The sequence below is a fragment of the Mesorhizobium sp. CNPSo 4671 genome (assembly GCF_057784245.1).
This window is the reverse complement of the sequence record NZ_JBWLUW010000010.1, coordinates 245358-271625: the sequence shown is the minus strand read 5'-3', so window position 1 is coordinate 271625 and position 26268 is coordinate 245358. Positions and strand designations below refer to the sequence as shown.

At 63.7% G+C, this 26268-nt stretch carries 25 protein-coding genes; 8 read left to right on the top strand and 17 right to left on the bottom strand.

Annotation, left to right across the window (positions count from 1 at the left end; all coding sequences use genetic code 11):
* Nucleotides 1–282: 282 nt before the first annotated feature.
* Complete coding sequence (locus tag AC04SF_RS26480; protein WP_010914441.1) at nt 283–960, top strand: MIP family channel protein; 678 nt, start codon at nt 283–285, stop codon at nt 958–960.
* A 71-nt stretch (nt 961–1031) separates the two neighbouring features.
* On the opposite strand, the gene katG is transcribed toward AC04SF_RS26480, so the two are convergent.
* Nucleotides 1032–3230 carry a catalase/peroxidase HPI gene (katG, locus tag AC04SF_RS26475; RefSeq protein WP_488480187.1) on the bottom strand — a complete coding sequence of 733 codons (2199 nt, stop codon included), beginning with the start codon at nt 3228–3230 and terminating at the stop codon, nt 1032–1034.
* Nucleotides 3231–3380: 150 nt separating this feature from the next.
* Here katG and AC04SF_RS26470 point away from each other — a divergent pair, with 150 nt between their 5' ends.
* Nucleotides 3381–4289, top strand: a complete 909-nt coding sequence (locus AC04SF_RS26470) for a hydrogen peroxide-inducible genes activator (RefSeq protein ID WP_488480186.1) — start codon at nt 3381–3383, stop codon at nt 4287–4289.
* A 10-nt stretch (nt 4290–4299) separates the two neighbouring features.
* Here AC04SF_RS26470 and AC04SF_RS26465 read toward each other — a convergent pair whose 3' ends face one another.
* The 4 genes from AC04SF_RS26465 to AC04SF_RS26450 are packed head-to-tail and all read right to left on the bottom strand — an operon-like array spanning nt 4300 to nt 8003.
* Nucleotides 4300–5106: an amino acid ABC transporter ATP-binding protein gene (locus AC04SF_RS26465; protein ID WP_488480185.1), complete on the bottom strand. Its 807-nt coding sequence runs from the start codon at nt 5104–5106 to the stop codon at nt 4300–4302.
* Nucleotides 5103–6044, bottom strand: coding sequence for an amino acid ABC transporter permease (locus AC04SF_RS26460; RefSeq protein WP_488480184.1), 942 nt, complete (start codon nt 6042–6044; stop codon nt 5103–5105). The genes AC04SF_RS26465 and AC04SF_RS26460 overlap by 4 nt, the downstream gene beginning before the upstream one ends.
* 57 nt (nt 6045–6101) lie before the next feature.
* Nucleotides 6102–6959 carry an ABC transporter substrate-binding protein gene (locus AC04SF_RS26455; RefSeq protein ID WP_488480183.1) on the bottom strand — a complete coding sequence of 286 codons (858 nt, stop codon included), beginning with the start codon at nt 6957–6959 and terminating at the stop codon, nt 6102–6104.
* Nucleotides 6960–6989: 30 nt separating this feature from the next.
* Complete coding sequence (locus tag AC04SF_RS26450) at nt 6990–8003, bottom strand: isopenicillin N synthase family dioxygenase (protein ID WP_488480182.1); 1014 nt, start codon at nt 8001–8003, stop codon at nt 6990–6992.
* Between the two features lie 103 nt (nt 8004–8106).
* Here AC04SF_RS26450 and AC04SF_RS26445 point away from each other — a divergent pair, with 103 nt between their 5' ends.
* Both AC04SF_RS26445 and AC04SF_RS26440 read left to right on the top strand, forming a co-directional pair.
* The gene (locus AC04SF_RS26445) at nt 8107–9051 is read left to right on the top strand and encodes a nucleoside hydrolase (RefSeq protein ID WP_488480181.1); all 945 of its coding nucleotides are present in this window, start codon (nt 8107–8109) and stop codon (nt 9049–9051) included.
* A 103-nt stretch (nt 9052–9154) separates the two neighbouring features.
* On the top strand, nt 9155–9841 hold the full coding sequence (locus tag AC04SF_RS26440; RefSeq protein ID WP_096454522.1) for a TetR/AcrR family transcriptional regulator: 687 nt from the start codon (nt 9155–9157) through the stop codon (nt 9839–9841).
* Between the two features lie 42 nt (nt 9842–9883).
* On the opposite strand, the gene AC04SF_RS26435 is transcribed toward AC04SF_RS26440, so the two are convergent.
* Together AC04SF_RS26435 and AC04SF_RS26430 are read right to left on the bottom strand one after the other, a co-directional pair.
* Complete coding sequence (locus tag AC04SF_RS26435) at nt 9884–10408, bottom strand: hypothetical protein (RefSeq protein ID WP_488480180.1); 525 nt, start codon at nt 10406–10408, stop codon at nt 9884–9886.
* Between the two features lie 12 nt (nt 10409–10420).
* Complete coding sequence (locus AC04SF_RS26430; RefSeq protein WP_488480179.1) at nt 10421–11251, bottom strand: class I SAM-dependent methyltransferase; 831 nt, start codon at nt 11249–11251, stop codon at nt 10421–10423.
* 75 nt (nt 11252–11326) lie between these two features.
* Here AC04SF_RS26430 and AC04SF_RS26425 point away from each other — a divergent pair, with 75 nt between their 5' ends.
* Complete coding sequence (locus AC04SF_RS26425) at nt 11327–12235, top strand: LysR family transcriptional regulator (protein ID WP_488480178.1); 909 nt, start codon at nt 11327–11329, stop codon at nt 12233–12235.
* A gap of 48 nt (nt 12236–12283) precedes the next feature.
* On the opposite strand, the gene AC04SF_RS26420 is transcribed toward AC04SF_RS26425, so the two are convergent.
* The 5 genes from AC04SF_RS26420 to hisS form a co-directional block, all read right to left on the bottom strand.
* Nucleotides 12284–13387 (bottom strand): calcium:cation antiporter, encoded by a 1104-nt coding sequence (locus AC04SF_RS26420; protein ID WP_488480177.1) that lies wholly within the window; start codon nt 13385–13387, stop codon nt 12284–12286.
* A gap of 64 nt (nt 13388–13451) precedes the next feature.
* On the bottom strand, nt 13452–15224 hold the full coding sequence (locus tag AC04SF_RS26415; protein WP_488480176.1) for an AMP-binding protein: 1773 nt from the start codon (nt 15222–15224) through the stop codon (nt 13452–13454).
* Nucleotides 15225–15316: 92 nt separating this feature from the next.
* The gene (gene hisG / locus AC04SF_RS26410) at nt 15317–16015 is read right to left on the bottom strand and encodes an ATP phosphoribosyltransferase (protein WP_488480175.1); all 699 of its coding nucleotides are present in this window, start codon (nt 16013–16015) and stop codon (nt 15317–15319) included.
* On the bottom strand, nt 16012–17133 hold the full coding sequence (locus AC04SF_RS26405) for an ATP phosphoribosyltransferase regulatory subunit (protein ID WP_488480174.1): 1122 nt from the start codon (nt 17131–17133) through the stop codon (nt 16012–16014). The genes hisG and AC04SF_RS26405 overlap by 4 nt, the downstream gene beginning before the upstream one ends.
* A gap of 217 nt (nt 17134–17350) precedes the next feature.
* Nucleotides 17351–18847 (bottom strand): histidine--tRNA ligase, encoded by a 1497-nt coding sequence (gene hisS, locus AC04SF_RS26400; protein WP_488480173.1) that lies wholly within the window; start codon nt 18845–18847, stop codon nt 17351–17353.
* A 250-nt stretch (nt 18848–19097) separates the two neighbouring features.
* On the opposite strand from hisS, the gene AC04SF_RS26395 reads away from it, so the two are divergent.
* Complete coding sequence (locus tag AC04SF_RS26395; protein WP_488480172.1) at nt 19098–19349, top strand: hypothetical protein; 252 nt, start codon at nt 19098–19100, stop codon at nt 19347–19349.
* Between the two features lie 3 nt (nt 19350–19352).
* Here AC04SF_RS26395 and AC04SF_RS26390 read toward each other — a convergent pair whose 3' ends face one another.
* On the bottom strand, nt 19353–19991 hold the full coding sequence (locus AC04SF_RS26390) for a DNA-3-methyladenine glycosylase I (RefSeq protein ID WP_488480171.1): 639 nt from the start codon (nt 19989–19991) through the stop codon (nt 19353–19355).
* Between the two features lie 215 nt (nt 19992–20206).
* Between AC04SF_RS26390 and AC04SF_RS26385 the strand changes: the two genes are divergently transcribed.
* Both AC04SF_RS26385 and AC04SF_RS26380 read left to right on the top strand, forming a co-directional pair.
* Complete coding sequence (locus AC04SF_RS26385; RefSeq protein WP_488480170.1) at nt 20207–20947, top strand: L,D-transpeptidase; 741 nt, start codon at nt 20207–20209, stop codon at nt 20945–20947.
* 263 nt (nt 20948–21210) lie between these two features.
* On the top strand, nt 21211–22131 hold the full coding sequence (locus tag AC04SF_RS26380; protein WP_477222458.1) for a bifunctional 5,10-methylenetetrahydrofolate dehydrogenase/5,10-methenyltetrahydrofolate cyclohydrolase: 921 nt from the start codon (nt 21211–21213) through the stop codon (nt 22129–22131).
* 9 nt (nt 22132–22140) lie between these two features.
* Here the strand turns inward: AC04SF_RS26380 and AC04SF_RS26375 are convergent, their stop codons facing one another.
* Genes AC04SF_RS26375 through AC04SF_RS26360 form a run of 4 tightly spaced genes read right to left on the bottom strand, consistent with a single transcriptional unit; the run spans nt 22141 to nt 26268 of the window.
* Nucleotides 22141–23145 (bottom strand): hypothetical protein, encoded by a 1005-nt coding sequence (locus tag AC04SF_RS26375; protein WP_488480169.1) that lies wholly within the window; start codon nt 23143–23145, stop codon nt 22141–22143.
* A 29-nt stretch (nt 23146–23174) separates the two neighbouring features.
* Nucleotides 23175–24473: a glycolate oxidase subunit GlcF gene (gene glcF, locus AC04SF_RS26370; protein WP_488480168.1), complete on the bottom strand. Its 1299-nt coding sequence runs from the start codon at nt 24471–24473 to the stop codon at nt 23175–23177.
* 11 nt (nt 24474–24484) lie between these two features.
* On the bottom strand, nt 24485–25690 hold the full coding sequence (locus AC04SF_RS26365; protein WP_488480167.1) for an FAD-binding protein: 1206 nt from the start codon (nt 25688–25690) through the stop codon (nt 24485–24487).
* The gene (locus tag AC04SF_RS26360) at nt 25687–26268 is read right to left on the bottom strand and encodes an ASCH domain-containing protein (RefSeq protein ID WP_488480166.1); all 582 of its coding nucleotides are present in this window, start codon (nt 26266–26268) and stop codon (nt 25687–25689) included. The genes AC04SF_RS26365 and AC04SF_RS26360 overlap by 4 nt, the downstream gene beginning before the upstream one ends.

Genomic DNA, 26268 nt, shown 5'->3' with positions numbered 1-26268 from the left:
GATCTATCGCCTGCTCTTAGAGCCTTTCGCGTCCGGATTGAACCCCGCCCCATCTCGCGACAAAGAGGCCTTCTGAAATCTGTCCGATCCATAAATATCCCGGGCCGGCAACAGCAGATCGATCAATAAATGCAAAGTCTCTAATGTTTGCAACTGGCGACCGCAAGCACGGCTTGTGGCGCAACCGCTCAGCTTTCCAAGTTTTTCGGTTGGGAATACTCTTCACAGCATGATTCGCGGCGCGGAAAACGTGGACCGGCGGATCGCTACGAGGAGAGGGCAATGAAAACTTATCTGGCGGAAGTTCTAGGCACATTTCTGTTGGTGTTCATCGGCACGGCGTCGGTGGTGACGGGTGGCTTCGGCGGCGCGCTGCCGCTCGGCCAGGAAGGCATCGGTCTGGCATTCGGCATCGGCCTCATCGCGGCCGCCTATGCAATCGGCCCGATTTCGGGCGCGCATCTCAATCCGGCGGTGACGCTCGGCGTCTTCCTCGCCGGCCGGCTGCCGGCCAAGGACGTCATCCCCTATTGGATCGCGCAGATCATCGGCGCCATCCTGGCTTCGCTGGCATTGTGGATCATCGTTTCCGGCCAGGCCGGCGGCCACACCGGCGGCTTCGGCGCCAATGGCTGGGACGAGACGAAATGGGGCATGAGCTCGGCGTTCCTGTGGGAGCTGATCGGTACCTTCACCTTCGTCACGGTGATCCTCGGCGTGACCGCTGAAAAGCACTCGACGGCGTTTGCCGGGCTGGTCATCGGCCTGACGCTGGCCGGCATTCACTTCGCCATGATCCCGGTCACCGGCACCTCGGTCAATCCGGCCCGCTCCATCGGCCCGGCGCTGTTCACCGGCGGTGCCGCGCTCAGCCAGCTCTGGCTGTTCATCGTCGCACCGCTGATCGGCGGCGCCATCGCCGGCGTCGTCGCCAAGGCACGCATCTTCGAGAAGGATTGATCTCAAAAGCCTGAATGCAAAAGGCGCGGGCCACGGCCCGCGCCTTTCTGTTGGATAGAGCTTTATCTGGATCAGCCGGCGATGTCGAAACGGTCGGCGTTCATCACCTTGGTCCAGGCCACGACGAAGTCTTTCGCGAACTTCGCCTTGGCATCCGCCGTCGCATAGACTTCGGCCAGCGCGCGCAGCTGCGAATGCGAACCGAAGATCAGGTCGGCACGGGTACCGGTCCACTTGACTTCGCCGGTCTTGCGGTCGCGGCCTTCGAACACGTCCTTGGCATCGGACGTCGCCTTCCACTCCGTGCCCATGTCGAGCAGGTTGACGAAGAAGTCGTTGCTCAACGTTTCCGGCTGCTTGGTGAAGACGCCATGCTTCGACTGCCCGGCATTGGCGCCGAGAACGCGCAGGCCGCCGACGAGAACCGTCAGTTCCGGCGCCGTCAGCGTGAGCAACTGCGCGCGGTCGACCAGCGCCTCCTCGACGGTCAGGCGCTGCTTGCCGCCGACATAGTTACGGAAGCCGTCAATCGTCGGTTCCAGTGGCGCGAAGGAGTGGATGTCGGTCTGCTCCTGCGAGGCATCCATGCGGCCCGGCCAGAAGGGAACGTCGACGCTGTGGCCGGCGGCCTTCGCGGCCTTTTCGATTGCCGCGTTGCCGCCGAGAACGATCAGGTCGGCAAGCGAGACCTTCTTGCTGCCGGTCTGCGAAGCGTTGAAGTCCTTGGCGATGGCTTCGAGCTTGTCGAGCACCTTGGCCAGCTCGGCCGGCTGGTTGACGGTCCAGTCCTTCTGCGGGCTGAGGCGGATGCGCGCGCCATTGGCGCCGCCGCGCTTGTCGGAACCACGGAAGGTCGAGGCCGACGCCCAGGCCGTCGAAACCAGCTGCGACACCGACAGGCCGGAAGCCAGGATCTTGGCCTTGAGCGCTTCAGCGTCCTGCTCGTCGATCAGCACATGATCGACCGCCGGGATGACGTCCTGCCAGGGCAGCTCTTCCTTGGGAACCAATGGGCCGAGATAGCGGGCGACCGGGCCCATGTCGCGGTGGGTCAGCTTGTACCAGGCGCGGGCGAAAGCGTCGGCGAACTGATCCGGATTCTCGTGGAAGCGCTTCGAGATCGTTGCGTAGGAAGGATCGAAACGCAGCGCGAGGTCGGTGGTCAGCATGGCGGGTGCGTGGCGCTTGGCCGAGTTGTGTGCATCCGGCACCGTGCCGGCGCCCGCGCCACCTTTCGGCGTCCACTGATGCGCGCCAGCCGGGCTCTTGGTCAGTTCCCAGTCGAAGCCGAACAGATTGTCGAAGAAGTTGTTGCTCCATTTGGTCGGCGTGGTCGTCCAAATTACTTCCAGACCACTGCCGATGGCGTCACCGCCCTTGCCGGTGCCGAATTTGCTCGCCCAGCCAAGGCCCTGCTGCTCGATATCGGCGCCTTCCGGCTCGACACCCACCAGGCTCGCATCGCCCGCACCATGGGTCTTGCCGAACGTATGGCCCCCGGCGATGAGGGCTACCGTCTCCTCATCGTTCATCGCCATGCGCGCGAATGTGTCCCTGATGTCGCGCGCCGCAGCCAGCGGATCCGGATTGCCGTTCGGCCCTTCCGGATTGACGTAGATCAGGCCCATCTGCACGGCGCCGAGAGGATTCTGCAGGTCACGGTCGCCGCTGTAGCGCTCGTCGGCCAGCCACTTGCCTTCGGGGCCCCAATAGACGTCCTGCTCGGGCTCCCAGACGTCGGCGCGGCCGCCGGCGAAACCGAAGGTCTTGAAGCCCATCGATTCCAGCGCGACGTTGCCGGTCAGGATCAAAAGGTCGGCCCAGGAGATCTTGCGGCCATATTTCTGCTTGATCGGCCACAGTAGACGCCGAGCCTTGTCGAGGTTGACGTTGTCCGGCCAGCTGTTGAGCGGCGCGAAACGCTGCTGGCCGGCCCCGGCGCCGCCGCGACCGTCGGCGATGCGGTAGGTGCCGGCGCTGTGCCAAGCCATGCGGATGAACAGCGGCCCGTAATGGCCGAAATCGGCCGGCCACCATTCCTGCGAGTCCGTCATCAGCGCATGCAGATCCTTGATGACGGCGTCGAGGTCGAGGCTTTTGAATTCCTCGGCATAGTCGAACGCCTCACCCATCGGGTCGGACAGGGATGACTGCTGGTGCAGGATCTGGACGTTCAGCTGGTTCGGCCACCAGTCACGATTGGTCCTGCCAACGGCTCCGTGCGCGACGGGGCATTTGCCCGCGCTTTTGTCATCGGTGTTCGCGTCCATCTTCAGTCTCCGATTTTGCCGAGTCTTGATCTTTGCCAAGATTTTTTGGGGGCGGCTCGTCGGTCGCACCATCTTGGAATGATTCCAGACTAGGCCGCATTCGCGATAAAAACAAATTGCCTTTCCTGTTCATTTCGATAGGATTTTCTTATGATCGGATTGACAGTTCGCCAGATGCATTATTTCGACGCGCTGGCGCAGACGCTGCATTTCGGGCGTGCGGCAAAACTCGCCGGCGTCAGCCAACCGGCACTGTCCTCGCAGATCGCGGAAATGGAGCAGCGGCTGAACTGCCGGCTGTTCGAACGCGGCGGCAAGTCGGTGCGCATGACCGATGAAGCGATCGCGCTCTTGCCGCGCATCGAACGCATTCTGGCCGACATACGTGACGTCGAAACCACGGCCCGGCGCGGCCGCACGGCCATGGAGGGGCGTTTCCGGCTGGGCATCATCCCGACCGTCGCGCCCTATCTTTTGCCGCGCGCCTTGCCCGAGCTGAAAAAGCATTTCCCGGCCCTGCAGCTCGAACTGCGCGAGGCGGTCACCACTGCCCTGGTCGAGGACGTCGCATCGCGCAAGCTCGACGCTTTTATCGCCGCGCTTCCGCTCGACCATCCCGGTCTGATCACCGAGGCCCTTTTCCCCGACCGTTTCTTCCTCGCCGTGCCGGCAGGCGATCCGGCCTTCGCCTCGCCGCCGGTGCCGCCCGAAAGCCCGGCACTGGAGCGGCTGATGCTGCTGGAGGAAGGCCATTGCCTGCGCGAACAAGCGCTCGCCGTCTGCGGCAATGTGCGGCCGGTGGCGATGGCCAGCTACGGCGCCACCAGCCTGACCACGCTGTTGCAGATGGTGGCGCACGGACTCGGCGTGACGCTCATCCCGGAAATGGCGGCCGGGCCCGCCGGCACCATCCCCGACCTCAAGATCGTGCCGTTCCAGGAGCCGATGCCGCAACGCATGATCTGCCTCGCCTGGCGGCGCAACAATGCACGGCATGGAGAGTGCGTCGAACTGGCGAAGATCATTCGCAACCTCGGCGCGGCGGTGCTAGCCGCGTGAAAACCAAGCGTTAGAGAACCCGAGACAAAAACTCGCGGGTGCGCGGCGATTGCGGGTTGGCGATCATCTCGCGCGGCGCGCCGCGTTCGACGATCACGCCGCCATCCATGAAGACGAGCTGATCGCCGATCTCGCGGGCAAAGCCGATTTCGTGGGTGACGACGACCATCGTCATCCCGCTCTCGGCCAGATCGCGCATCACCTGCAGCACTTCGCCGACCAATTCCGGGTCGAGCGCCGATGTCGGCTCGTCGAACAAAAGCACCTTCGGCTTCATCGCCATGGCACGCGCGATCGCCACGCGCTGCTGCTGGCCGCCGGACAGTTCGCGCGGATAACGGTCGACCTTGTCGGCAAGGCCGACGCGCCGCAGCAGCACTTCCGCCTCGGCCTTGGCCTGGTCGAGCGGGATGCGCCGCACCTGCGTCGGTGCCTCGATCAGGTTCTCCATCACCGTCATGTGCGAGAACAGGTTGAACGACTGGAACAGCATGCCGATCTCGGCCCGGCGCTGGCACAGGAGATCGTCCTTGACCTCGTAGAGCTTGTCGCCCTGGAGGTCGTAGCCAACGAACTGGCTGTCGACCAACAGGATGCCGCCGCTGAGTTTTTCCAGATGGTTGATGCAGCGCAGGAACGTGCTCTTGCCGGATCCCGACGGACCGATGATACAGGCCACCGATCTCTCGGCCACATCAAAGTCGACACCCTTGAGGACCTCAAGCGAGCCATAGGTTTTGCGCACGCCACGCGCGAACACCATGGAGTCGGCCGGCACGCCGAAGCGGGCGCGGTTTTCGGACTTCACGTCGCTCATCGGGCAACGCCGCGTAGGCTGATCAGATTGCGCAAGGCGCGCATCGTCAGTGGTTCTCGGCGCATGTCGCTGCGGCCGAAATGGCGCTCCAGGAAATGCTGTCCCACCGACATGATGCTGACCACGGCGAGATACCAGAAGGCGACCACGATCAAGAGCGGGATGGTCTCGAAGGTGCGGGCATAGATGCTTTGCGCCGTATAGAACAGGTCGTCGACCGCGATGAAGGTCACAAGCGAGGTCATCTTCAAGAGGTTGATCGCCTCGTTGCCGGTCGGCGGCAGCACGAAGCGCATGGCCTGCGGCAGGGTGATGCGCTTCAGGATCATGCGGTAGGGCATGCCGAGCGCGCTCGCCGCTTCCGACTGGCCAGACGGCACCGACTTGATACCGGCGCGGATGATCTCGGCCATATAGCCGGCCTCGCACAGCGAAAGCGCCACGACTGCGGAGAAGAACGGGGTCATGAAGTCATTGGTGCGCACGGAAAACAGCGTACCCAGGAAAGGCAGAGTGAGCGAGATTTCGCGCACCAGCAGCGACAGGTTGAACCAGAAGATCAGCTGGATCAGCGCCGGGACACCCCGGAAGAACCAGACATAGACGCCCGCGAAGGCGCGCAGCACCGGGCTTGGCGACACCCGCATGATGGCGATGACGGTGCCGACCACGATCGCCAGCAGCATGATGATGACGGTGAGCACCAGCGTGTTGCCGAGGCCGCGCATGATCGAGGGATGGAACAGGTAGCCGGCGGCCGTGCCCCAGGCGAAGGCCGGGTTGCTGGCGAAAGCGCGGATGATCAGGAAGGCCAGCAAGAGGGCGAACGCCGTGCCGACCCAGATGCCATAGCGGCGCTGCGGCACGACGGTCAGTCGTGACACGGCGACGGCAACGCCTGGCTCGACGCCGATCTCGGTCTGGTGGGCAATGCCCATCAATGGTCTCCTGGTTGCTGGCCGGCGCCTGACCCAGGATCAGGCGCCGGGTAATTCCTATTCGGCGCGCAGCGCGTTCATGGTGCCGACGAAGTAAGGTTCCTTGATCGCGTAGGCGCCCATGCCGTACTTTTCCAGGGTAGCCTTGTAGGTGCCGTTCTTGAACAGTTCGGCGAGCGCTGCCACCATCATGTCGGCGGTCTCCTTGTCGTCCTTGGCGATCGCCATGCCGAGCGGCGCGACATCGTAAAGCGTCGGCAGCACCACCAGTTGGCCCTTGCTCGTCACCTCGAAATAGCTGGAAGCGGTTGCATCGTCCATGCGGGCGTCGACACGATCGGACAGCACGGCCTGGACGATATCCGTCGAGGAGTTGAAGACTGACTTCGCGATGGCCGCCTGGCCCTTGTCGGTGCACTCCTTGCTCAGCTTGTCGACCAGGAAGTCGGAGGCGCTGCCGGCCGAGACGCCGATGCGCTTGCCGCAGAGCGGGGTGTCGCCGCTGAAGCTCGCCTTCTTGTCCGGCGAAGTCGAGACGGCGAGACCCGCCTTGAGGAACATGACGAAATCGACCTGCTTCAGCCGCTCGGGCGTGGCCGAGAACGTCTCCCAGGCGATCTTGAAGCGGCCGGCGGCCAGGCCGGGGATCATCGAGGGGAACGGCGTGCGCTGCACGTCGAGCTTGGCGTCGACGAGCTTGGCCACCTCGCCGGCCAGTTCGATGATGATGCCGGTCTGCTTGCCGTCGGCGTCGAGATATTCAAACGGCGCATAGTCCAGCGTGTTGGCGACGGCGAGCGTCCCGCTCTGCTTGACGTCGGTGGATTTCGCAATCTCGGCGGCCCGGGAAACCCCGCCCCAGGCCATGGTGGATATCGCCAGCGCAAGGCCGGTCATTCGCAGATATGCATTCATTGCTGTTCCCCTTTCTTTGCTTGTTTGCCGTTATGCGCCGGCGGCTTCCGCCGCCTTCTTCTTGCGGTAGTGGTAGTTCTTGTCGATGCGCTCCATCAGATAGTCGCCGTAGAGCACCGGCCCGTATTTCGGCTGCGTGCCGGCCGGCACGCAGACCGACAGCGCCTCGATCGTCTCGTCCATGGACGGATCGAAGAAGAAGGGCTGCGAATAGCGCTCGCGTCCCGAGCGGTTGATGACGCGGTGCGGCGTCGAAACGAACTGGTCGTTCGACCAGCGCGCCAGTATGTCGCCGACATTCATGACGAAGGAATCCGGAACCGGAGGTGCCGGAACCCAGTCGCCCGCCTTGTTCTTGACCTCGAGACCGCCGACATTGTCCTGCGCCAGCAAGGTGATGAAGCCGTAGTCGGTGTGCGGTGCCGAACCGAAGAGCCCCTCTTCCTGGGGCTGGGTCGGATAGTGCAGCAGCCGCAGGAAGGTCGTCGGCTGCTCGAAATAGCCGTCGAGGCTATCGGAGGGCAGCCCGAGCGAGAGCGCAATGGCGCGGACCATCTTGCGGGCCAGCGTGCCCATTTCCTGGACATAGCGCTCGATCGTCTGCCTGAAACCCGCAAGCGCTGTTTCGTCCGGCCACTGGTTGGGGCCTTGCAAGGGCTTGTCGGCCAGGGCCCTTGGATCGTCGGCGCCGACCTCGTGCATGAAGAAGATCGATTCGCTCTGGTTCGGCTTGCTGACGGTCGCCACCGACGAGGTCACGATGGTCGAACCGGCAAAGGGCAGGAAGCCACGGAAATTCTTGTCGATCTTCAGCTTCAGCTTTTCTTCGTCTGGCAAGGCAAAGAAGCGCTTGGAGGCTTCGCGGACCGCTTCGACATCGGCGCGCGGAATGGGATGCCCGGTGACATAGAGGAAGCCGATCGTCTCGAGATAGCGGCGCAGCGTCGCCGCCGTTGCCCGGATGGCGCCCTCATCGTCGCCATAGAGCGCCGAAACGTCGAGGATCGGAATTTCGGAAAAATCGCCGCGCTCTTGTGCATCCATTTTCGAACACCCTGTCTTGAACATAAGATACAGTACTGTATTTCTACACATCCGAACGGCCTCATCAATAGGCTTTCGATCGCAAAAGGAAGAGCGCTGAAACATGGCACCACGCAAGATCATCATCGACACCGATCCGGGCCAGGACGACGCCTTCGCGATCCTCTTCGCGCTGGGCTCTCCGGCCGAACTCGACGTGGTCGGCATCACCACGGTCGGCGGCAATGTGCCGCTTGCCCTGACGTCGAAGAATGCGCTCAAGGTGGTGGAGCTTGCCGGGCGGCCTGATGTGCCGGTCCATGCCGGATGCCCGGCGCCGATGGTGCGCAAGCTGATCACCGCCGAATATGTGCACGGCGAAACCGGCCTCGACGGCGCCGACCTTCCCGAACCGGTGACACCGCTTCAGAGCGAGCACGCCGTCAACTACATGGTGCGAACGATCATGGACGCGCCGGAGGGTGAGCTGACCGTCTGCACGCTCGGGCCGATGACCAATCTCGCCATGGCCATGACCATGGAGCCGAGGATCGTGCCCCGCCTGCGCGAAGTCGTGCTGATGGGCGGCGGTTTTTTCCAGGGCGGCAACACCACGCCGGCGGCGGAGTTCAACATCTTCGTCGACCCGCATGCGGCGCACAAAGTGTTCGACAGCGGCGTGCCGGTGACCATGGCGGGCATAGACTGCACCTACACCGCGCTGATGACGCCGGAATGGCTCGACCGCCTGCGTGCCACCGGCAGCCGCGCCGCGATCGAGGCCGCCAATCTGGCCGACTTCTTCCGCCAGTACGGCACGCACAAATTCGAAACGCCGGCGCGCCCCATCCATGATGCCTGCGTCACCGGCTATCTGTTGGCGCCGCAGATCTATGAGCAGCGCCAGTGCGCGGTCACGGTCGACATCGTCTCGCCGGAGACGATCGGCATGACCGTCGTCGACTGGTGGCACGTCACCGGCCGGCGGAAGAACTGCAATGTCCTGCGGCGCATCGATCCGGCGCCGTTCTTCGAACTCATGCTGGAGCGGATCAGCGCATTGCCCTGAGCTGCGCCTTCCGCGATAGATGGACACTTGATGAGTCGCGAAGCGCATCGAAGCCGGCGAACGGTTTGCAGGCGTCGCATATGGCGATGAAGGTCTTGACCAGATGAAAGCCGAAAGCGCCCCGGCCAGAGGCAAGAGACCGTCCAAAGCCGCTCCGCCCGCGAAGGCGGCGCGGCAGACGCTGAGCCGCGAGGCCTGGATCACGGCCGCGCGCAAGGTGCTGGAGAAGCGTGGCATCGGCGAGGTCAAGATCGATCGCCTGGCGCATCAGTTCAAGGTGACGCGCGGCAGCTTCTATTTCCACTTCGCCAGCCTGGCCGACCTTCGCGACGGCCTGCTGCAGGAATGGCGAAACACCAATTGCGCGCCGTTCTGGGCCATGCGCGACATCCACGACATAGACGGCCTGCAGTTCTTCACCGACATCGTGCATGTCTGGGTCGATGAGGCGCCGTTCAGCCCGCTGCTGGATCTTGCCGTGCGCGACTGGTCGCGAACGTCGAAGAAGCTGGCGCAGGAGGTGAAGGACATGGACGATCTGCGCATCGCGCTGTTGATCCGCTCCTTCCGCGCCATGGGCTATCCCGAGGATGAAAGCCTGGTCAGGGCGCGCATCACCTATTTCCACCAGATCGGCCAATATGCGCTGTCCTTCAAGGAGGACCCGGCGGTACGCAGGAGCTACCAGCCGCTGTTCGGAGAAGTGCTGCTCGGGCCGCTCGTGCAGGAGCCGGGCTCGGCGCCGCGACCGAGCGAAATGCGGGCCGGCCGCCGCCAGCAAGGGGCGTAGCGGCAGGCAGGTTGCGGGACGCCCAGCCGATTTCCAAACCATCTACGAAGCAGCCGCCTCGCCGGCGATGGCGCGTGTCGCGTTCCGGTGCGGGCGTACCAGAAAATAGAACGCGGCGATGTGCGTGATCATCAGCAGCGGCACGTAGATGACGGGAATCGCGTAGGTGGCGCCAAACAATCCTGCATGGGCAGGGAGGTCGGCCTGGATGGCGAGGTAATAGTCGACAATGAGGTCGACCGTGCCTGCAACGTTGAAGGCGACGACGAACGGCCAGAAGAGCGGGCGTATCCGCACCGTGAGCAGTGCCAGCATGGCCAGCAGCCCGGTTGCGAAGTCGCCATAGGCGGCGAAGGTGGCAAAGCTGGCGGGCAGGTCAGGGTTGACGACGCCCGGAAGGATGAAGACGAGCCCGAAAAAGCGGAAGCTGTGCAGCGTGGCGATGGCGCGCTGCGCCGCGACGCGATCCATCGAGTTCAGCCAGGGCCAGATGTACGCGCGCAAGCACAGCAGCCACGCGACATAACCCAGAACGAGATGGGTCTGGAAAAGGATTTCCGTTGACATTGTGGTCTCCTGTCAGCTGTTGGTCGGCGCGGCCTCGAACACCGCGGTCAGGATGCCGAGCCGGCCTTCCATGAGATTTCGTCCCAAATTGGCTGCAAGCTCGGCGAAGTCCGGCCCCATCACCACGCCGAGATTTGGCGAAGGCGGCGGACCCGACGCCCGTAACTGTGCGAACCAGGCCTTGGCGACTTCGGTGTCGTCTTGCCATGCCAGCATGCGGAAGCCGGCCGGTTCGATCGCCTCACGCGTCGCGTCGGCTGTCAGGAGAAAGCTTGTTGCCGGCGTTCGCGCCCAGGGAAGCGGATAGCGCGCCTCGCCGCCGCGCAGCACCACGTCGAAGGTGGCAAACCTGCCACCTGATTTCAGCACGCGCCGAATCTCGCGGTAGAGCCGCGCCCGGTCGAAGATGTTCATTGCCACATGCTGCAGCAGCACGATGTCGAAACGGCCGTCAGCGAATGGAAGCTCCAGGGCGCTGGCGGCGTGGAACGACAGCTGGCCGTTCTGTCCCGTACGCGCGGTCAGATAGCGCGCGGCCTCCACGAAAGGCTCGCTGATGTCCACACCGGTTACCTGACAGCCGCAAGTCGCGGCCAGAAAGCGCGCCGGCCCGCCGATGCCCGAGCCGACATCCAGAACCGACATGCCGGCGGTGATGTCAGCCAATTGGGCAAGCTCGGCGGTGGCGGCAAGCCCACGGGTGTGAAACTGGTCGAGGGTGCCCAGTTGCTGCGGGGTGAGAAGCCGATCCTCCGGGCCGAAGGCAGCCAGTACGGTCTTCAGCCGTTCAGTCAGGCCGGTCGCGCGGTAATGGTCGCGCACCCCATCAAGTCCATCGGTCATAGCAGGTCTCCAAGGTTCACCCCTTACTTAAACCCGCTTCCTTAGTTCAACTATCCGCTATAATAGAAACAGGCCATGAAGCAGAACTACACAATCCGGCATGGAGCGCTGGAGGGCGTCGAGGTGTTCCTGGCGGTCGCCAAGCGCCGCAACTTCCGCCGCGCCGCTGCCGATCTCGGCGTGACGCCGTCAGCCGTAAGCCAGGCGGTGCGCGCGCTGGAAGCCCGCATCGGTGCGGCGTTGTTTGTCCGCACGACACGCAGCGTCGGCCTGACCGAGGCCGGTCAGCGCTTCCTCGACCGTGCCGGCCCTGCCTTCGAGGAGATCGTCGCCGCCGGCGAGGCCGCGCGGGATGTCGGCCGGCGGCCGACCGGCTTGCTGCGCCTGTCCGTGCCGCGCGCCGTCGTGCCGTTGATCCTGGAGCCGGTGATCGCGTCTTTCTGCCAGGCCTATCCCGAAGTCGAACTGGAGATCGCCGCGAGCGACGAGATGGTCGATCTGGCGACCGGCGGGTTCGATGCCGGCATTCGCCTCGGCCAGTTCATTGCGACCGACATGGTCGCGGTCCGGCTGACGCCGTCATTCTCGTTCGTGGTCGTCGGCAGCCCCGACTATTTCGAGCGCCATGGGCGCCCAGAACGTGTCGACGACTTGCGCAACCACGCCTGCCTGCGCTTGCGCCGTTCGAACGGCGCCATCGCACCCTGGACATTCGTCGACGGAAACGAGGCGATCGAGGCCATCGTTTCAGGCCCGCTGATCGCGCATGACTATCCGACATTGCTCGGAGCCGCGATGCGTGGGATTGGGGTGGCGCAGATCCCTCGACCTGTCGCCGAAGGTCCGATTGCCCAGGGAAAACTCGAGCCCGTGCTGGACACCATCGCCGCGACGACGCCGGGCGTCTTCCTCTATCATCCCGGCAAGCGCCAGATCCTGCCGAAGCTGCGCGCCTTCATCGACCACCTCAAATCCGGGGTCTGAGATAGCGAAGGATGTTGGAGCCTTGGCGCTTCGCTTCCACCGCAGCTTTCATGGTATAAATATCAGAAATACATAAGTAAAAAATACGACAAGATGGACCATTCCGGTCAAGAACGTCGTTCTTTCAGTGCTGAAGCTTACATTGCATATGAAAAGCGCCAGGACCAAAAGGACCGCATCAGCAGCCGGCAGCCCCAGGGTCAGTCCTCTCCCCGTCAGCAGGCTGGCGGCTGCGACTCCCGGTATGGTCAGCCCGATCGTGGCGCAAGCTGAACCCATCGCGACATTCAAGCCTCGCTGCAGCTCGTTGTTGAGTGAAGCGCGCACCGCCGAAATGGCCTCCGGCATCAACACCAGCCCCGCGATCATTGCCCCCACAATGCTGTCAGCCTGGGTCACCTGGTAGGCAACGAGCGTATCTTCGACACTTGCCGCGACCTGCTCGGCGAGCATGACAATTCCGATCAGCCCGGCCATCAGCAGCAGAGCGCTGGCAGAGATGTTCTCGTGAGGGGCAGCGCGCACCGAAACGTCGTGTGGTTGTCCCTGGGTAAAGTCTTCCCGGTGCCGGACGGTCTGCGCGAACACGAAGCTTGCATAGAGCAGCACTGAAAGGACGCTGACGAAACCAAGTTGGGCTGCCGAAAACGTGCCGGGATCCGTGGTCTGGGTGTAGGTCGGCAGAATAAGCGTCATGACGGTCAGCGCGATCAGAACCGCCAGATAGGCACTGGTCCCTTGCCGCACGATGGCCTGCTTGCGATGACGCCAGCCGCCAAGCGCGAGACACATGCCGACAACACCGGTAGATGTGATCATCACCGTCGAGAAGACGGACTCCCGTGCCAGCGTCGGGTTGTTCTCTCCATGCAGCATCATGGAAACAATGATCGACACTTCGATTGCCGTGACGGCAAACGTCAGCACCAGCGTGCCGTACGGCTCCCCTACCCGCCGCGCTACCGCCTCGGCGTGGTCGAGCACCACGAAAACGGTGACGAACATGATCGCACACGACAGCGCGCCGACAAGGATCCTGGCGTTCAGCGAACCCTGGTCCACCGACAGCCCGCTGGCTTTGACCGCGACAGCCATCGCCAGCGCAGCGAGGGGCATCGCGTAGGAAATCGCCGATCGTCCGAAACCAGTCATTCAAGCCCCTGTGCGCTTCTGCGAACCTTGGCTGCATTCACGCACCGACAGATCGAAGCGTTTTTCACGCGGTCTTCTGCGTCACCAGCCCCAGTTCCTCGACCATCGCCTGGCGCATCAGGAACTTCTGCGGCTTACCGGTCACCGTCATCGGCAATTCGGTGCGGAAGCGGATGTGGCGGGGGATCTTGTAGTGGGCGATCTGGCCAGCGCAGAAGTTTCTGATTTCCTGTTCAGTGGCGATCTGGCCGGGCTTGAGCACGATCCAGGCGCACAGTTCCTCGCCATACTTTTGGTCGGGAATGCCGAACACCTGCACTTCCCTGACCTTGGGATGGCGGTAGAGGAATTCCTCGACCTCCCTGGGATAGACGTTCTCGCCGCCGCGGATGACCATGTCCTTGACCCGGCCGACGATGTTGCAATAGCCCTCGGCGTCGATTGTCGCGAGGTCGCCGGTGTGCATCCAGCCGTCGGCGTCGATCGCCTCGCGGGTCTTTTCCGCGTCGTCCCAGTAGCCCTTCATGACGGAATAGCCGCGCGTGCAGAGTTCGCCCGGCGCGCCGACCGCAACGGTGGCGCCATCGGCATCGATGGCCTTGACCTCGACATGAGGATGGATGCGGCCGACCGTCGAGACGCGTTTTTCCAGCGGGTCGTCGACGCCGCTCTGGAAGGACACCGGGCTGGTCTCGGTCATGCCATAGGCGATGGTCACCTCCGACATATGCATCAGCGACACCACCTTCTTCATCACCTCGATTGGGCATGGCGAGCCGGCCATAATGCCGGTGCGCAGGCTGGAGAGATCGAAGCTTGCGAAATCCGCATGGTCGAGCATGCCGACGAACATGGTCGGTACGCCGTAGAGGCCGGTGCAGCGCTCCTGCGACACGGCTTTCAGCGTGGCGCCAGGGTCGAACCCCTCGCCCGGGAAAACCATGGTCGCGCCCTTCGACACGCAGCCCATCGTGCCCATCGACATGCCGAAGCAATGATAGAGCGGCACCGGGATGCAGAGCCGGTCGTCAACGGTGAGCTTGATCGCCGAGGTGACGAAATTGCCGTTGTTGACGATGTTGTGGTGCGTCAGTGTCGCGCCCTTGGGGGCGCCTGTCGTGCCCGAGGTGAACTGGATGTTGATGGCGTCGTTCGGCTTCAGCCCTTCGGAAATGCGGTCGAGACTGTCATGCTCGTCTCGCCCGGCCATGGCCAGCACGTCGGCGAAATTGAACATGCCTGGCGAGTTGTCCTCGCCCATACGGATGACGATCTTCAGATCAGGCAATTTCTTCGCCTTGAGCTTGCCGGGTGCCGCCGTGGCGATCTCAGGCGCCAGCGTCTCGATCATGCCGAGATAGTCCGAGGTCTTGAAGCTGGCCGCGGTGACCAACGCCTTGCAGCCAACCTTGTTCAGCGCATAGTCGAGCTCGGTCAGCCGATAGGCCGGGTTGATGTTGACCAGGATCAGGCCAATGCGGGCGGTGGCGAACTGCGTCACCAGCCATTCCCAGCGGTTGGGCGACCAGATGCCGACGCGGTCGCCTTTTTCGAGACCGAGTGCCAGGAAGCCGGCGGCCAGCGCATCCACCGTGTCCGACAGCTCGCTCCAGGTAAAGCGCTTGTCCTGGCCGACGAAAACGGCGGCATCCTGCGTAGCGTATTTGCTGGCGGTGTCTGAGAAAAGGGCCGGAATGGTCTTGTCGAGCAGCGGCACTTTGCGCTCGCCCGAGACATGCGCCCTGCCGTCGACAGGTGCGATAAAGACGCTGCCGGCGCGCGCGCCGCGGCCGCGCAGATTGGTGGCGTTCTTCAGCTCGTCGAGATTGACCGGCATCGCTGTTTCCTCCCAGGCGCGCCCGAGTCTATCAGCCCGGCGAGGTAGTGGAAATCCTGTCGATGGTCGTGGAGTTCTGGTCGTGGGGATCGCTATCCGACCGCTGCCGCCATTTTCGCAGCGATATCGCGCACGAACGCCTCATCCGCCACCGAACGATCTTTCCTTGATGCGACCAGACAGGCCTGCGACCTCAGCACAACCCCGTCGCCCAGCACCTTCAGGTGGTTGGCCCGCAGCGTCGAGCCGGTCGTGGTGATGTCGACGATGACGTCGGCAAGTCCAGCCGCCGGCGCGCCTTCGGTGGCACCGAGGCTTTCGACGATGCGATAGACCTGGATGCCGTGCTTCTGCGAGAAGAACTGCTGCGTCAGCCGCCAGTATTTGGTGGCGATCCGCAACCGCCTTCCGTGGCGCTGGCGGAAATCGGCGGCGACGTCGTCGAGATCGGCCATGGTGTCGACATCGAGCCAGATTTCGGGCACCGCCACCACGACATCGGCATGGCCGAAGCCGAGACGGGCAACGATTTCGGCGCGGGCTTCCCAGTCGGCGAGGTTTTCGCGGACCAGATCCTCGCCGGTGATGCCGAGATCGACCGCGCCCTGGCCGATTTCGCCCGATATTTCGGAAGCCGAGAGGAAGGCGACCTCGACATTGTCCAGGCCCTCGACGCGGGCGTGATATTTGCGCTCGTCGCCGGGCAGGCTGATGGCGAGGCCGGCCTTGGCCAGCACTTCCAGCGCCTGCTCCTTGAGCCGGCCCTTCGAGGGAATGGCCAACGTGATCATGATGCCGTCTCCCGCAGCGCCTCGATGCGGTCGAGCCAGACGGAAAAGCCGACGCCGGGGATCGCGGTCTTGGCGCCGAGCAGCGTCAGCAGCCGATCGTAGCGGCCACCACCGGCCAAGGGACGCTCGCCGCCCTGCGCCGCGATTTCAAAGACCACGCCGGTGTAGTAGTCGAGCGGACGGCCGAAGGCGGCGTCGTAGCGGATTTTCCCGGCCGGCAAGCCATGCGCCTCGATCGCCTTGGCACGGGCGGCGAATTTCTCCAGCGCGGCACCCAGCAACAGTCCGGCACCGGCGGCAAAGCTTTCCAGCGCCTCGGCCGCGCCATCGAGCGGCACGTCGATCGCCAGAAAATTCTTCAGCGCCGCGAAGGCCTCGTTCGACAGCCGCACGCTGCGCAATTCGGCTTTCTCGATCAGCCGCCGCGCAATGTCCGTGGGTGAGCGTCCGGCCGACGCCGACAGGCCGGCCTGTTCCATGCCGCCGGCGATGTGTGCCGAAAGGCCTTCGATATCCCCGTCTAGGACAAGGGCGGCGAACTCGCCAGAGAGCTGGCCGTTGCGCGGCGGATTGGCGAGATCGGCAAGTGCAGCCTGCAGCATCGGCGCCGAGCCGAAGGCACGGGCCAGCCGCATGCGCCAGCCGCGCGGCAGGCCAAGCGCGGCCAGCACCGCCTCGAAGATACCCTGGTCGCCAAGCGTGATCGTCAGCGCCTGGCCCGGCAGTACCAGCGACAGCAGCGCATGCGCGTCGGCCACGGAGCGGGCATCGGCTTCCGCCGTGTCGCGATCGCCAAGATCCTCGATGCCGGCCTGGAAGAACTCGTTGCCGCCTTCGCGGCGCTGGCGAAACACTTCGCCCAGGTAGGAATAGCGACGCGGCGTGCCGGCCTGCGAGCTTATATGGTCGAGACAGACCGGAATGGTGAATTCCGGCCGCAGGCACAATGTCTGCCCGGTCTCGCTTTCGGTGAGAAAAATGCGACGGCGCAGATCCTCGCCGGCCATGTCGAGGAACGGGTCCGCCGGCTGCAGGACGGCGACCTCGACCGCGTGTGTGTCACGTGCGGCGAAGAGGTTTGTGATGTCGGCTGCGATGGCGGGGTAGCGGGAGGTCATATGCTGCGCCCTTCCCTTCTCCCCTTGTGGGAGAAGGTGGATCGGCGCGCAGCGCCGAGACGGATGAGGGGTGGGTGACGGAGTGAGAGGTTGGCGTTCCCTGGAGCACCCCTCATCCGACCTCGCTTCGCGAGGCCATCGCCCTGGGGCGAGCCGCGGGTCTCGCCCCGTCCTACGGACCCCACAAGGGGAGAAGGACAAGAGAGGGCAGCGCTCGTCACTTCGCGCGTTCCTCCGCCTGCGCCGCCAGGATCTTCTTCACCTCGGCGACCAATTCACTTTCCGCCACCGTCACCTGCGCCGGGCGCGCGGCGCGCCATTCGGCGTTGTCGGTGATTTCGGCGGACATGCGCGCGCCTTCGATCAGATCCTTGATCTGCAGCTCGCCCTTGGCGCGCTCGTCGCCGCCCTGGATGATGGCGACCGGACAACCACGCCGGTCGGCATATTTCAGCTGCGCCTTCATGCCGGCGCCGCCAAGATACATTTCGGAACGGATGCCGGCGGCGCGCAGATCGCTCACCATCTTCTGGTAGCGGCCGAGGCTGTCGGTGTCCTTGTCCATGACCAGGACGACGACCGGCGCGATCACATCGGCGCTGTCGAGCTTGCCGAGGTTCTTAAGCGCCGTCATCAGCCGCGACACGCCGATCGAAAAGCCGGTCGCCGGCACCGGCTCGCCGCGGAAGCGCGAGACCAGACCGTCGTAGCGGCCACCGCCACCGACCGAGCCGAAGCGCACGATCTGCCCGTCCTCATTGGGGATTTCGGCCAGCAGCTCGGCCTCGAGGACCGGGCCGGTGTAATATTCGAGGCCGCGCACGACAGAGCGGTCCATGGCGATGCGGTCTTCGCCATATCCCGCCGCCCGGACCAGGGCTTCGATGGTCGCGAGTTCGCCGACGCCTTCCTGATAGGTCGCGTTCGAATTGACCATGGAATCCTGGCCGGCCTGCGCGTTCCTCGCCGTTGCTTGAAGAACAGCCTCGGCCTGCCCGTTGTTCAGCCCGGCGCCCTTGGCGAAGTCGCCCTCGCCTTCCTTGCCGCCATCCCAGCGGCCCGGGCCGAGCAGAAGCTTCACCCCTTCCGGCCCGAGCTTGTCCAGCTTGTCGATGGCGCGCAGCACCGTCAGCCGGCGGCCGGCATTCTCTTCGCCGCCAAGGCCGATCGCCTCCAGCACGCCATCCAGCACCTTGCGGTTGTTGACGCGGATGACGTAGTCGCCGCGCTTGATTCCGAGCGCTTCCATGACGTCGGCCATCATCATCGCCATTTCGGCGTCGGCGGCGACGCCCGGCGTGCCGATCGTGTCGGCGTCGAACTGCATGAACTGGCGGAAGCGGCCGGGGCCGGGCTTCTCGTTGCGGAACACCCAGCCAGAGCGGTAGCTGCGGTAGGGCTTTGGTAGGCGCTCGTAATTCTCGGCGACGAAACGCGCCGTCGGCGCGGTCAGGTCATAGCGCAGCGACAGCCACTGGTCGTCATCGTCCTGGAAGGAGAACACGCCTTCATTCGGCCGGTCCTGGTCGGGCAGGAATTTGCCGAGCGCATCGGTGTATTCGATCAGCGGCTGGTCGGCGGGTTCGAAACCGTAGAGCTCATAGACCGAGCGGATCGTCGCCATCATCTTCTCGACGGCGCGGATGTCCTCGGCGCTGCGGTCGGCAAAACCGCGCGGCAGCCGCGCTTTCGTCTTTTCCGATTTGTCGGCCATGAATTGGGCACCTGATGTTTCGTGGCTTCGTGGCTCGGTAAATTTACCGCGTCCCACAGCGCGCGTTTCCTAACCGATGCAGCCGATAGCGGCAAGGGCGGCACCCTAGGTCTGTCCGGACCCGAAATGGACAGAGTCGAACCTCCTTGAAACGAAAACGCACCGAAAATGAAACAATCCCGCCATGGGCGCGGCATCCTGCCGACACAATCGCAGCCGATACAGCGCAGGACATGAAGGGGTTCGGGACATGACCAGCTCAGTGAAATTCCATGCCAACAGCGATGCCGGCGAGTTGCCAGCACGCCTGCGCCCGGCCGGCACCCATGCTCCGAAAATTGTTGGCCAGGCCGCCGGGCCGTTCGACGTACCGGCCGACACCGGCAAGGGACCTTCCCTGCGCGACGCATTGGTGACCGGCCTGCTGGTGATCTATCCGACGGTGGCTACAGTAGTGGCGATCGTCGCCGGCCTTTTCCTGGCCAGCGCCAACGGCACCTGAACGCTACGCCGGCCGCTTGAACGCCTTGCGTTCCTTCTCGACCTGCTTGCGGCAGACACAGCCTTCGAGATGGTCGTTGACCAGACCCATGGCTTGCATGAAGGCATAGACCGTGGTCGGACCGACAAAACTCCAGCCGCGCTTCTTCAATTCCTTCGAAATCCGAACCGAGACCGCCGTGGTCGGGTTGGCGCGCAGATGGGCGAGGTCGACAATTTTGGGCCGTTCCTCCTTGCCGGGTTCGAACTTCCAGAACCAGGCGGCGAGCGAGCCGAACTCGTCTACCATCTCGCGGGCGCGTTTGGCGTTGTTGATGGTCGAGACGATCTTGCCGCGATGGCGGATGATGCCGGCATTGCCGAGCAGGCGCTCGACATCCTTGTCGGTGAAGGCGGCGACCTTGTCGAAGTCGAAGCCGGCGAAGGCCTCGCGAAAATTCTCGCGCTTGCGCAGGATGGTCAGCCATGACAGGCCCGACTGGAAGCCTTCAAGGCAGATCTTTTCGAACAGCCTGCGGTCGTCGGCCATCGGCCGACCCCATTCATGATCATGGTAGTGGAGATAGTCGGGCAGGTTGCCGTGCCAGAAGCAGCGCGCGACACCGTCGGGGCCGGCAAGCAGGCCGGTGTTTCCATGGCTCATTGCGAAAAATCCATCCGTTAACGCGCCTTTGCGCTGCATTTACTGTGGCTTTACCAGATTCCTGAACCCGGCGGTAACCACACCAAAAGGTTTACTGACAAAGCCGCATTTTACGCATTCCGATTCATGTTTCGGTTGCTGCTTGCGCGCCAATGATCCGCTGAACCGGGCGTCGTTACCACCCGGTTGTATCAGACGATCAAGGTGCGTTCCCGATGAAGAGAGTTTTGTTTTCCGTGCTCGGCGCCGCGGCTGTGTTTGCCGGTGTCTCGCCCGCAACCGCTGGCGACCGCTACGCCGACAGGCCGCCGGTGATGGTGAGCCCCGATCTTTCCGCCCCCTGGGTGCTGCAGCTCGGCAATGCACCCGGCATCGTGCGGCAGAACCGGCAGCTTGTGCAGCAGCCACGCCTGCGCACGGCGCAACCGGCGCAGCCAGACCGTGTGCAGACGGCCGCCGTGCAGGCACCGGCCAAACGCATGGTGATGCGCCCACAGATCAACCCGATCTACCTGCCGCAGGAAGTCGCCTATGACGGCCCGCAGAAGCCGGGCACGATCGTCATCGATACCACACAGAATTTCCTCTTCCTGGTCGAGAAGAACGGCAAGGCACGGCGCTACGGCGTCGGCACCGGCAAGCCCGGCTTCGAATGGTCGGGCACGCACAAAATCACCAACAAGCGCGAGTGGCCGGACTGGCGCCCGCCGGCGGAGATGATCAAGCGCGAGGCAGCCAAGGGCCGCTATCTGCCGACCTATCTGGCCGGCGGCATCGAAAACCCGCTCGGCGCCCGCGCGCTCTATCTCGGCACGACCGAATACCGCATCCACGGCACCAACCAGCCATGGACGATCGGCGGCGCGGTGTCGTCGGGCTGCATCCGCATGCGCAACGAGGACGTGGTCGACCTTTATGAACGGGTCAATGTCGGAACCACGGTCGAGGTGATATAGTAGCCTTCACGAATCACCTGATCGGGAACACTTGGTTTCCTGAAGTCGGAAGGAATAACGGGGGACGGGCCGTATGGGGATGCGGTCGGTCAGGAAGGGCAGCACGGGAAACCGCGCTGCCCTTCCTTTTTGATCGGCGTCCAGTGCCTGCGACATGGCCCCGCGTCGTTGCGTCGCGCAGAAGGCATGGCGGTTCGCTTTCGTGCTGCCATTTTCGACGGTCTTTTGCTATGTCGGCGCCAACGCAAGAAAAAGAGTGCACCATGTCCCTGTCCGACGACAGCCGCTATCTCAAGGGCGGCCCGGTTGCCCAGCGCATCATCGCTGCGGTGCGCGAGGATGCGGCCATCGCCAAAGCCGAGGGTTTTCCGCCCAAGCTGATCTCGATCACCGTCGGCGATACCGATGCGGTCGATGTCTATGTGCGCAACCAGCGCGCCAAGGCTCAGCTTGCCGGCATCGATTTCGAGGAACGGCGTTTCCCCGCCACCATCACATCGGGTGAACTGGAAGCGGCAATCCACGGCCTGAACGCCGATCCGCGCGTCACCGGCATCATCATCCAGCGGCCGGTTCCAGCGCACATTCCGATCAGGACGCTGCAGGCAGCCGTGCATCCGCTCAAGGACGTCGAAGGCATGCATCCGGCCTCGATCGGCAACATCGTCTACAACCAGCTCGACCTGGCGCCCTGCACGGCGGCGGCCTCCGTCGAACTGCTCAAGGAAACCGGGCTCGATCTCAAGGGACTGGAAGTGGTCATCGTCGGCCATTCGGAAATCGTCGGCAAGCCGATCGCCTTCCTGCTGATGAGCGAAGGCGCGACGGTGACGGTCTGCCACCACATGACACGGTCGGTCGCCGCCCATGCGCGGCGGGCCGATGCGCTGTTCGTCGCGGTCGGCAAGCCGCGGCTGATCAAGGCCGACATGGTGAAGCCAGGTGCCGCCGTCATCGACATCGGCATCAATTCCGAGATCGGGCCGGACGGCACGAGCCGCATCGTCGGCGACGTCGACACCGAAAGCGTGCGCGAGGTCGCCTCCTGGATCACGCCGGTGCCAGGCGGCGTCGGTCCGATCACGGTGGCGATCCTGCTGCGCAACACGATGGTGGCGCTCAGCCGCCAGCGCGCGCTCTATGAGGCGACCTACGGCACGGCGGACAGGCTGGCGGCGGAGTAACTGCTTCCGTCAGGTGTATTGCGGCACATGGCATGTGATCCGGGATTCTTCGTCCCAGAAAACGTAAAGCATGCCGCCGCTGCCCCAGAAGAAGCCGGCCAGCGAATCGAACTGGAGAAGAAATTTCATTTCCCGATCCGTTCCGGGAACCCGCGGAAATTGCGGCCCCTGAACCCATGATGGCAAGCCGCCAAGCCGAAACAGGTTTTGCCGCGAATTGCTGATCCCATACGACTGCCTAAGCCAGCGCTGAGGCGTCCGCGCTAGCCGGGCGATGCTCTTCCGGTTCGCCGGTTCGGATGTGAAATCATTGGGGGAATGGAACGGAGCGACCTGTGTCGGTACTCCAGTGACATCGTGGTAATAGTAGGTCGGCTCAAGAGAATCCCTGCAAGTCTCAAGACGAAGGCGAGGGAGTATCCCTGCTTGGCCGCCCAAATCGTCCAGGGTAACGAGATGCGCCAGCGCGTTACCGCAAGCGGGACAGGTGGTCGTCCCCTCGCCGCCAATCGCAAATGACGGGTCTGTTGCTGGCAAGTGCCAGGTGGGATGGTTGGGATGCGTCGGAAAAGACATGTCGCTCGGGGCGCCCCTCTCAAAGATGAAGTGATGGCATGCAGGCGGCGAACGAGGATCATCATGCGTCTGCCAATCCTCGAAATCGGGAATGCTGCCCAGGGTGCTGTCTGGAAACAATTCCGGCACCTGCAAAGCGACGTGAGCCAGCAGATCCTCGACATCCACCCCGCGTTTCACTTCTGCTTGGAGGAAAAATGCCAGACGAGCGAGATGCGCATCGTCGAGAAACGAAACTGAATCTTCGATCAGATTGGTCTGGTGAACGCCCGCTTCGATGGCCGCCCTTATCAGCGCAAACAGGAATTCGGACCCGTCCTTGAGATGCCGGGCGACGATCGCCGAGCAGTCTTCATAGCGCGCCGATCGTGTCGCGCGCGGCGTCTTCGACAACAGCCGAACGACGGTTTCAATCTCTAGCGATTTTGTATCGGACATCCCCCATTCTCATGGGCGATGCGAAGCAATCAACTCATTCTTGGTGGTTCGCCACCATAGGCCCAGTCCAACAGCTTGATCGTATGCACCACCGGCAGCTTCGCCGCGGACGCGATCTGCGTGATGCAGCCGATATTGCCGGTGGCAACGATCGAAGCGCCCGTCGCCTCGATGTTTTTCACCTTGCGATCGCGCAGTTTTGCCGAAATCTCGGATTGCAGGATGTTGTAGGTGCCGGCCGAACCGCAGCACAAATGGCCCTCGCGCGGCTCGCGCACGATGAAACCCGCCTTGGCCAACAGTTCCTTTGGTTGGCGGATGATCTTCTGGCCGTGCTGCATCGAGCAGGCCGAGTGATAGGCAACGACCGTGCCCGGCTTGCGCACCGGCTCGGGCAAATCAAAAGCCGCCAGATACTCGGTGATGTCCTTAGCCAATCCTGACACGCGCGCGGCCTTGTCGGCATAGGCCGGATCGAGGCGCAGCATGAAGCCATAATCCTTGATCGTCGTGCCACAGCCCGAGGCGGTGATGATGATGGCATCGAGCCCGCCTTGCTCGATGGCGCGCGTCCAGGCATCGACATTCTGCCTGGCCGAGGCAAGCGCGGCCTCCTCGCGCCCCATATGGTGAACCAGCGCGCCGCAGCAGCCCTCGCCCGGCGGCACCACGACCTCGACGCCGAGCCGCGTCAGCAGCGAAATCGTCGTGTCATTGATGGCGGGATCAAGCACGGATTGCGCGCAACCAGTGAGAATGGCGACGCGGCCCTTTTTCGTCCCCTGCCCGGGATGGACGCCCGGGGATGCCATCGGTGAAGCTGTGGGGATCGACCCCGGCGCGAGCTTGAGCATCGCACCGAGAGGCTTCAATGCCGGGACCTTTTCGAGCACGCCGATGAACGGCTTTCCCAGCTTCGCCAGTTTGAGCGCGGCGCGAAAGCGCTGGGGATAGGGCAGCACGAAGGCCAGCATGGCACGGGTCAGCCGGTCAACCAGCGGACGCTTGTAGGTCTCCTGGATGTGGGCGCGGGCATGATCGACCAGATGCATGTAGTTGACGCCCGAGGGGCACGTGGTCATGCAGGCCAGGCACGACAGGCAGCGGTCGATATGGGTGACGATCTCCTTGTCGGCGGGGCGGCCGTTTTCCAGCATGTCCTTGATGAGATAAATGCGCCCGCGTGGCGAATCCAACTCATTGCCCAATGTCACGTAGGTCGGGCAGGTGGCGGTGCAAAAGCCGCAATGCACGCATTTGCGCAGGATCTTTTCCGATTCCGCGACATGCGGATCGGCAAGCTGTGCAAGTGAAAAACTGGTTTGCATTTGCTGATTTCCTAGGCCATGCGGCCGGGATTGAGGAGGTTCCTCGGGTCGAATTCCTGCTTCAGCCGCTGGCTGAGCGCGGCCAACGCCGGCGGCTGCGGCTCGAAGACAGGCAAAGCGGCGCGATGGGCGGGGGCGGCGCGCACCAGCGTCGCATGCCCGCCGCCATGTTTGCGCAACAGGCCGCGCAGCAAAGAAGCTTCAGGGTCGCCCTCCCCCATGCGCAGCCACACCAGCCCGCCCTGCCAGTCGTAGAAGGCACTGACGGCCGCTTGCATGCGCAAGGTCAGAACCATCTGATGCGCGTGAAAGGGTGCCATCGACACGCGCCAGACCGGTTTCTCGGTGCCGTCGGCGAAAGGCCTGATATCGCGCACATCGCGCCAGATCAGCTGCGAAGCCTCGCCGGCAATCTCCTCCAGCGGCCCGGCCTTGCCGAGCAGCGTCTTCAGCCTGGCGATGCGGTAGGCGACGGACGGGCCGAAACCTTCGACGCGCAGCAGCGTTGCGGCCTCACTGCCGAGCGCGCCGCCGGCGACACGCGCGGCAATGCGCTCGGGCAGATGGGCGGCACTCGACACTTCCGCACTGGAGCCGAGCGCCAGGGCCATGACGTTTGCCGCGGCATCGTCGAGCAGACCACGGATGGCGAGCGTGACTTCAGTCTCGGCAGCCGGCAGCACCTTGAAGGTGACGTCGGTGAACACGGCCAGCGTGCCCCAGCTGTTGGCCATCAGCTTCGACATGTCATAGCCGGTGACGTTCTTGACCACGCGGCCGCCCGACTTGAAGGCCTCGCCACGGCCGGACACGACATTGATGCCGAGGATATGATCGCGCGCGGCACCCGCCTTCAGCCGGCGCGGACCCGAGAGGTTGGCGGCGAGCACGCCGCCGATCGTGCCTTTGCCCGGCTCGCCGCCGAGCAACGGGCCGTAGTCCATCGGCTCGAAGGCCAGTTGCTGGCCGTTTTCCGCCAGCAGCTTCTCGATCTCTGCCAGCGGCGTGCCGGCCTTTGCCGACAGCACCAGTTCGGAGGGTTCGTAAAGCGTGACGCCGGTGAGTTTCGACAAATCAAGCGTGTGCTGTGTCTGCAGCGGACGGCCAATGCCGCGCTTGGAGCCGTGACCGAGGATTTCGAGCGGCGTCTCTTCTCCCACCGCCCAGGCAATGGTGGACAGGACTTCGCCTGACGTGGTCGGGGTGAAAGTCGTCAAAGCCTGTGCTCCCTGAGCTTTTTGAGCACGGCTTCGCCCCTTGGCGACAGCCGGTAACCGACCTCGAGGCTCTCGGTGAGACCGAATTCCCCAAGCTTGCGGACATCCTGCTTGAACTTCAGCTTCTCGACGCCGGCGTGCGCCGCGAGGACGGCGGCCGGCACTTCTGGATTGGCGCCGATAGCCCGCAGGATCGACGGGAAGTAGCCGGGTGATGTCTTGTCCCAACGGGCAAAGCGCAGAGTCAGGACCTGCCAATCCTCATCGGAAAGGCCCTCGTTGCGTAAGGAAACGCGTTCGTCGGGTTCGATGCCGTTGAGTTCGATGCGATAGACCGGGATCCCGTCATCAGCGCCAAGCATCTCTTGAAGGGCTCCGAGTGCTGGAAAGCCGGCCGCGCTCGCGTCCTTTTCCGTCAGTGTGGACATGTCCACGATCGCGACATCGCCAATCAACACCACGCCCGAAGCCGTCCGCATGCGCCCGCCGGCCTTAACCGTTGGCCGCTTCCAGCGGCGAAAGGCGAGCGTCACTTCGCCCGACGCAATGGCCGCAAGGGTCTGGTGCCGGAACAGCAT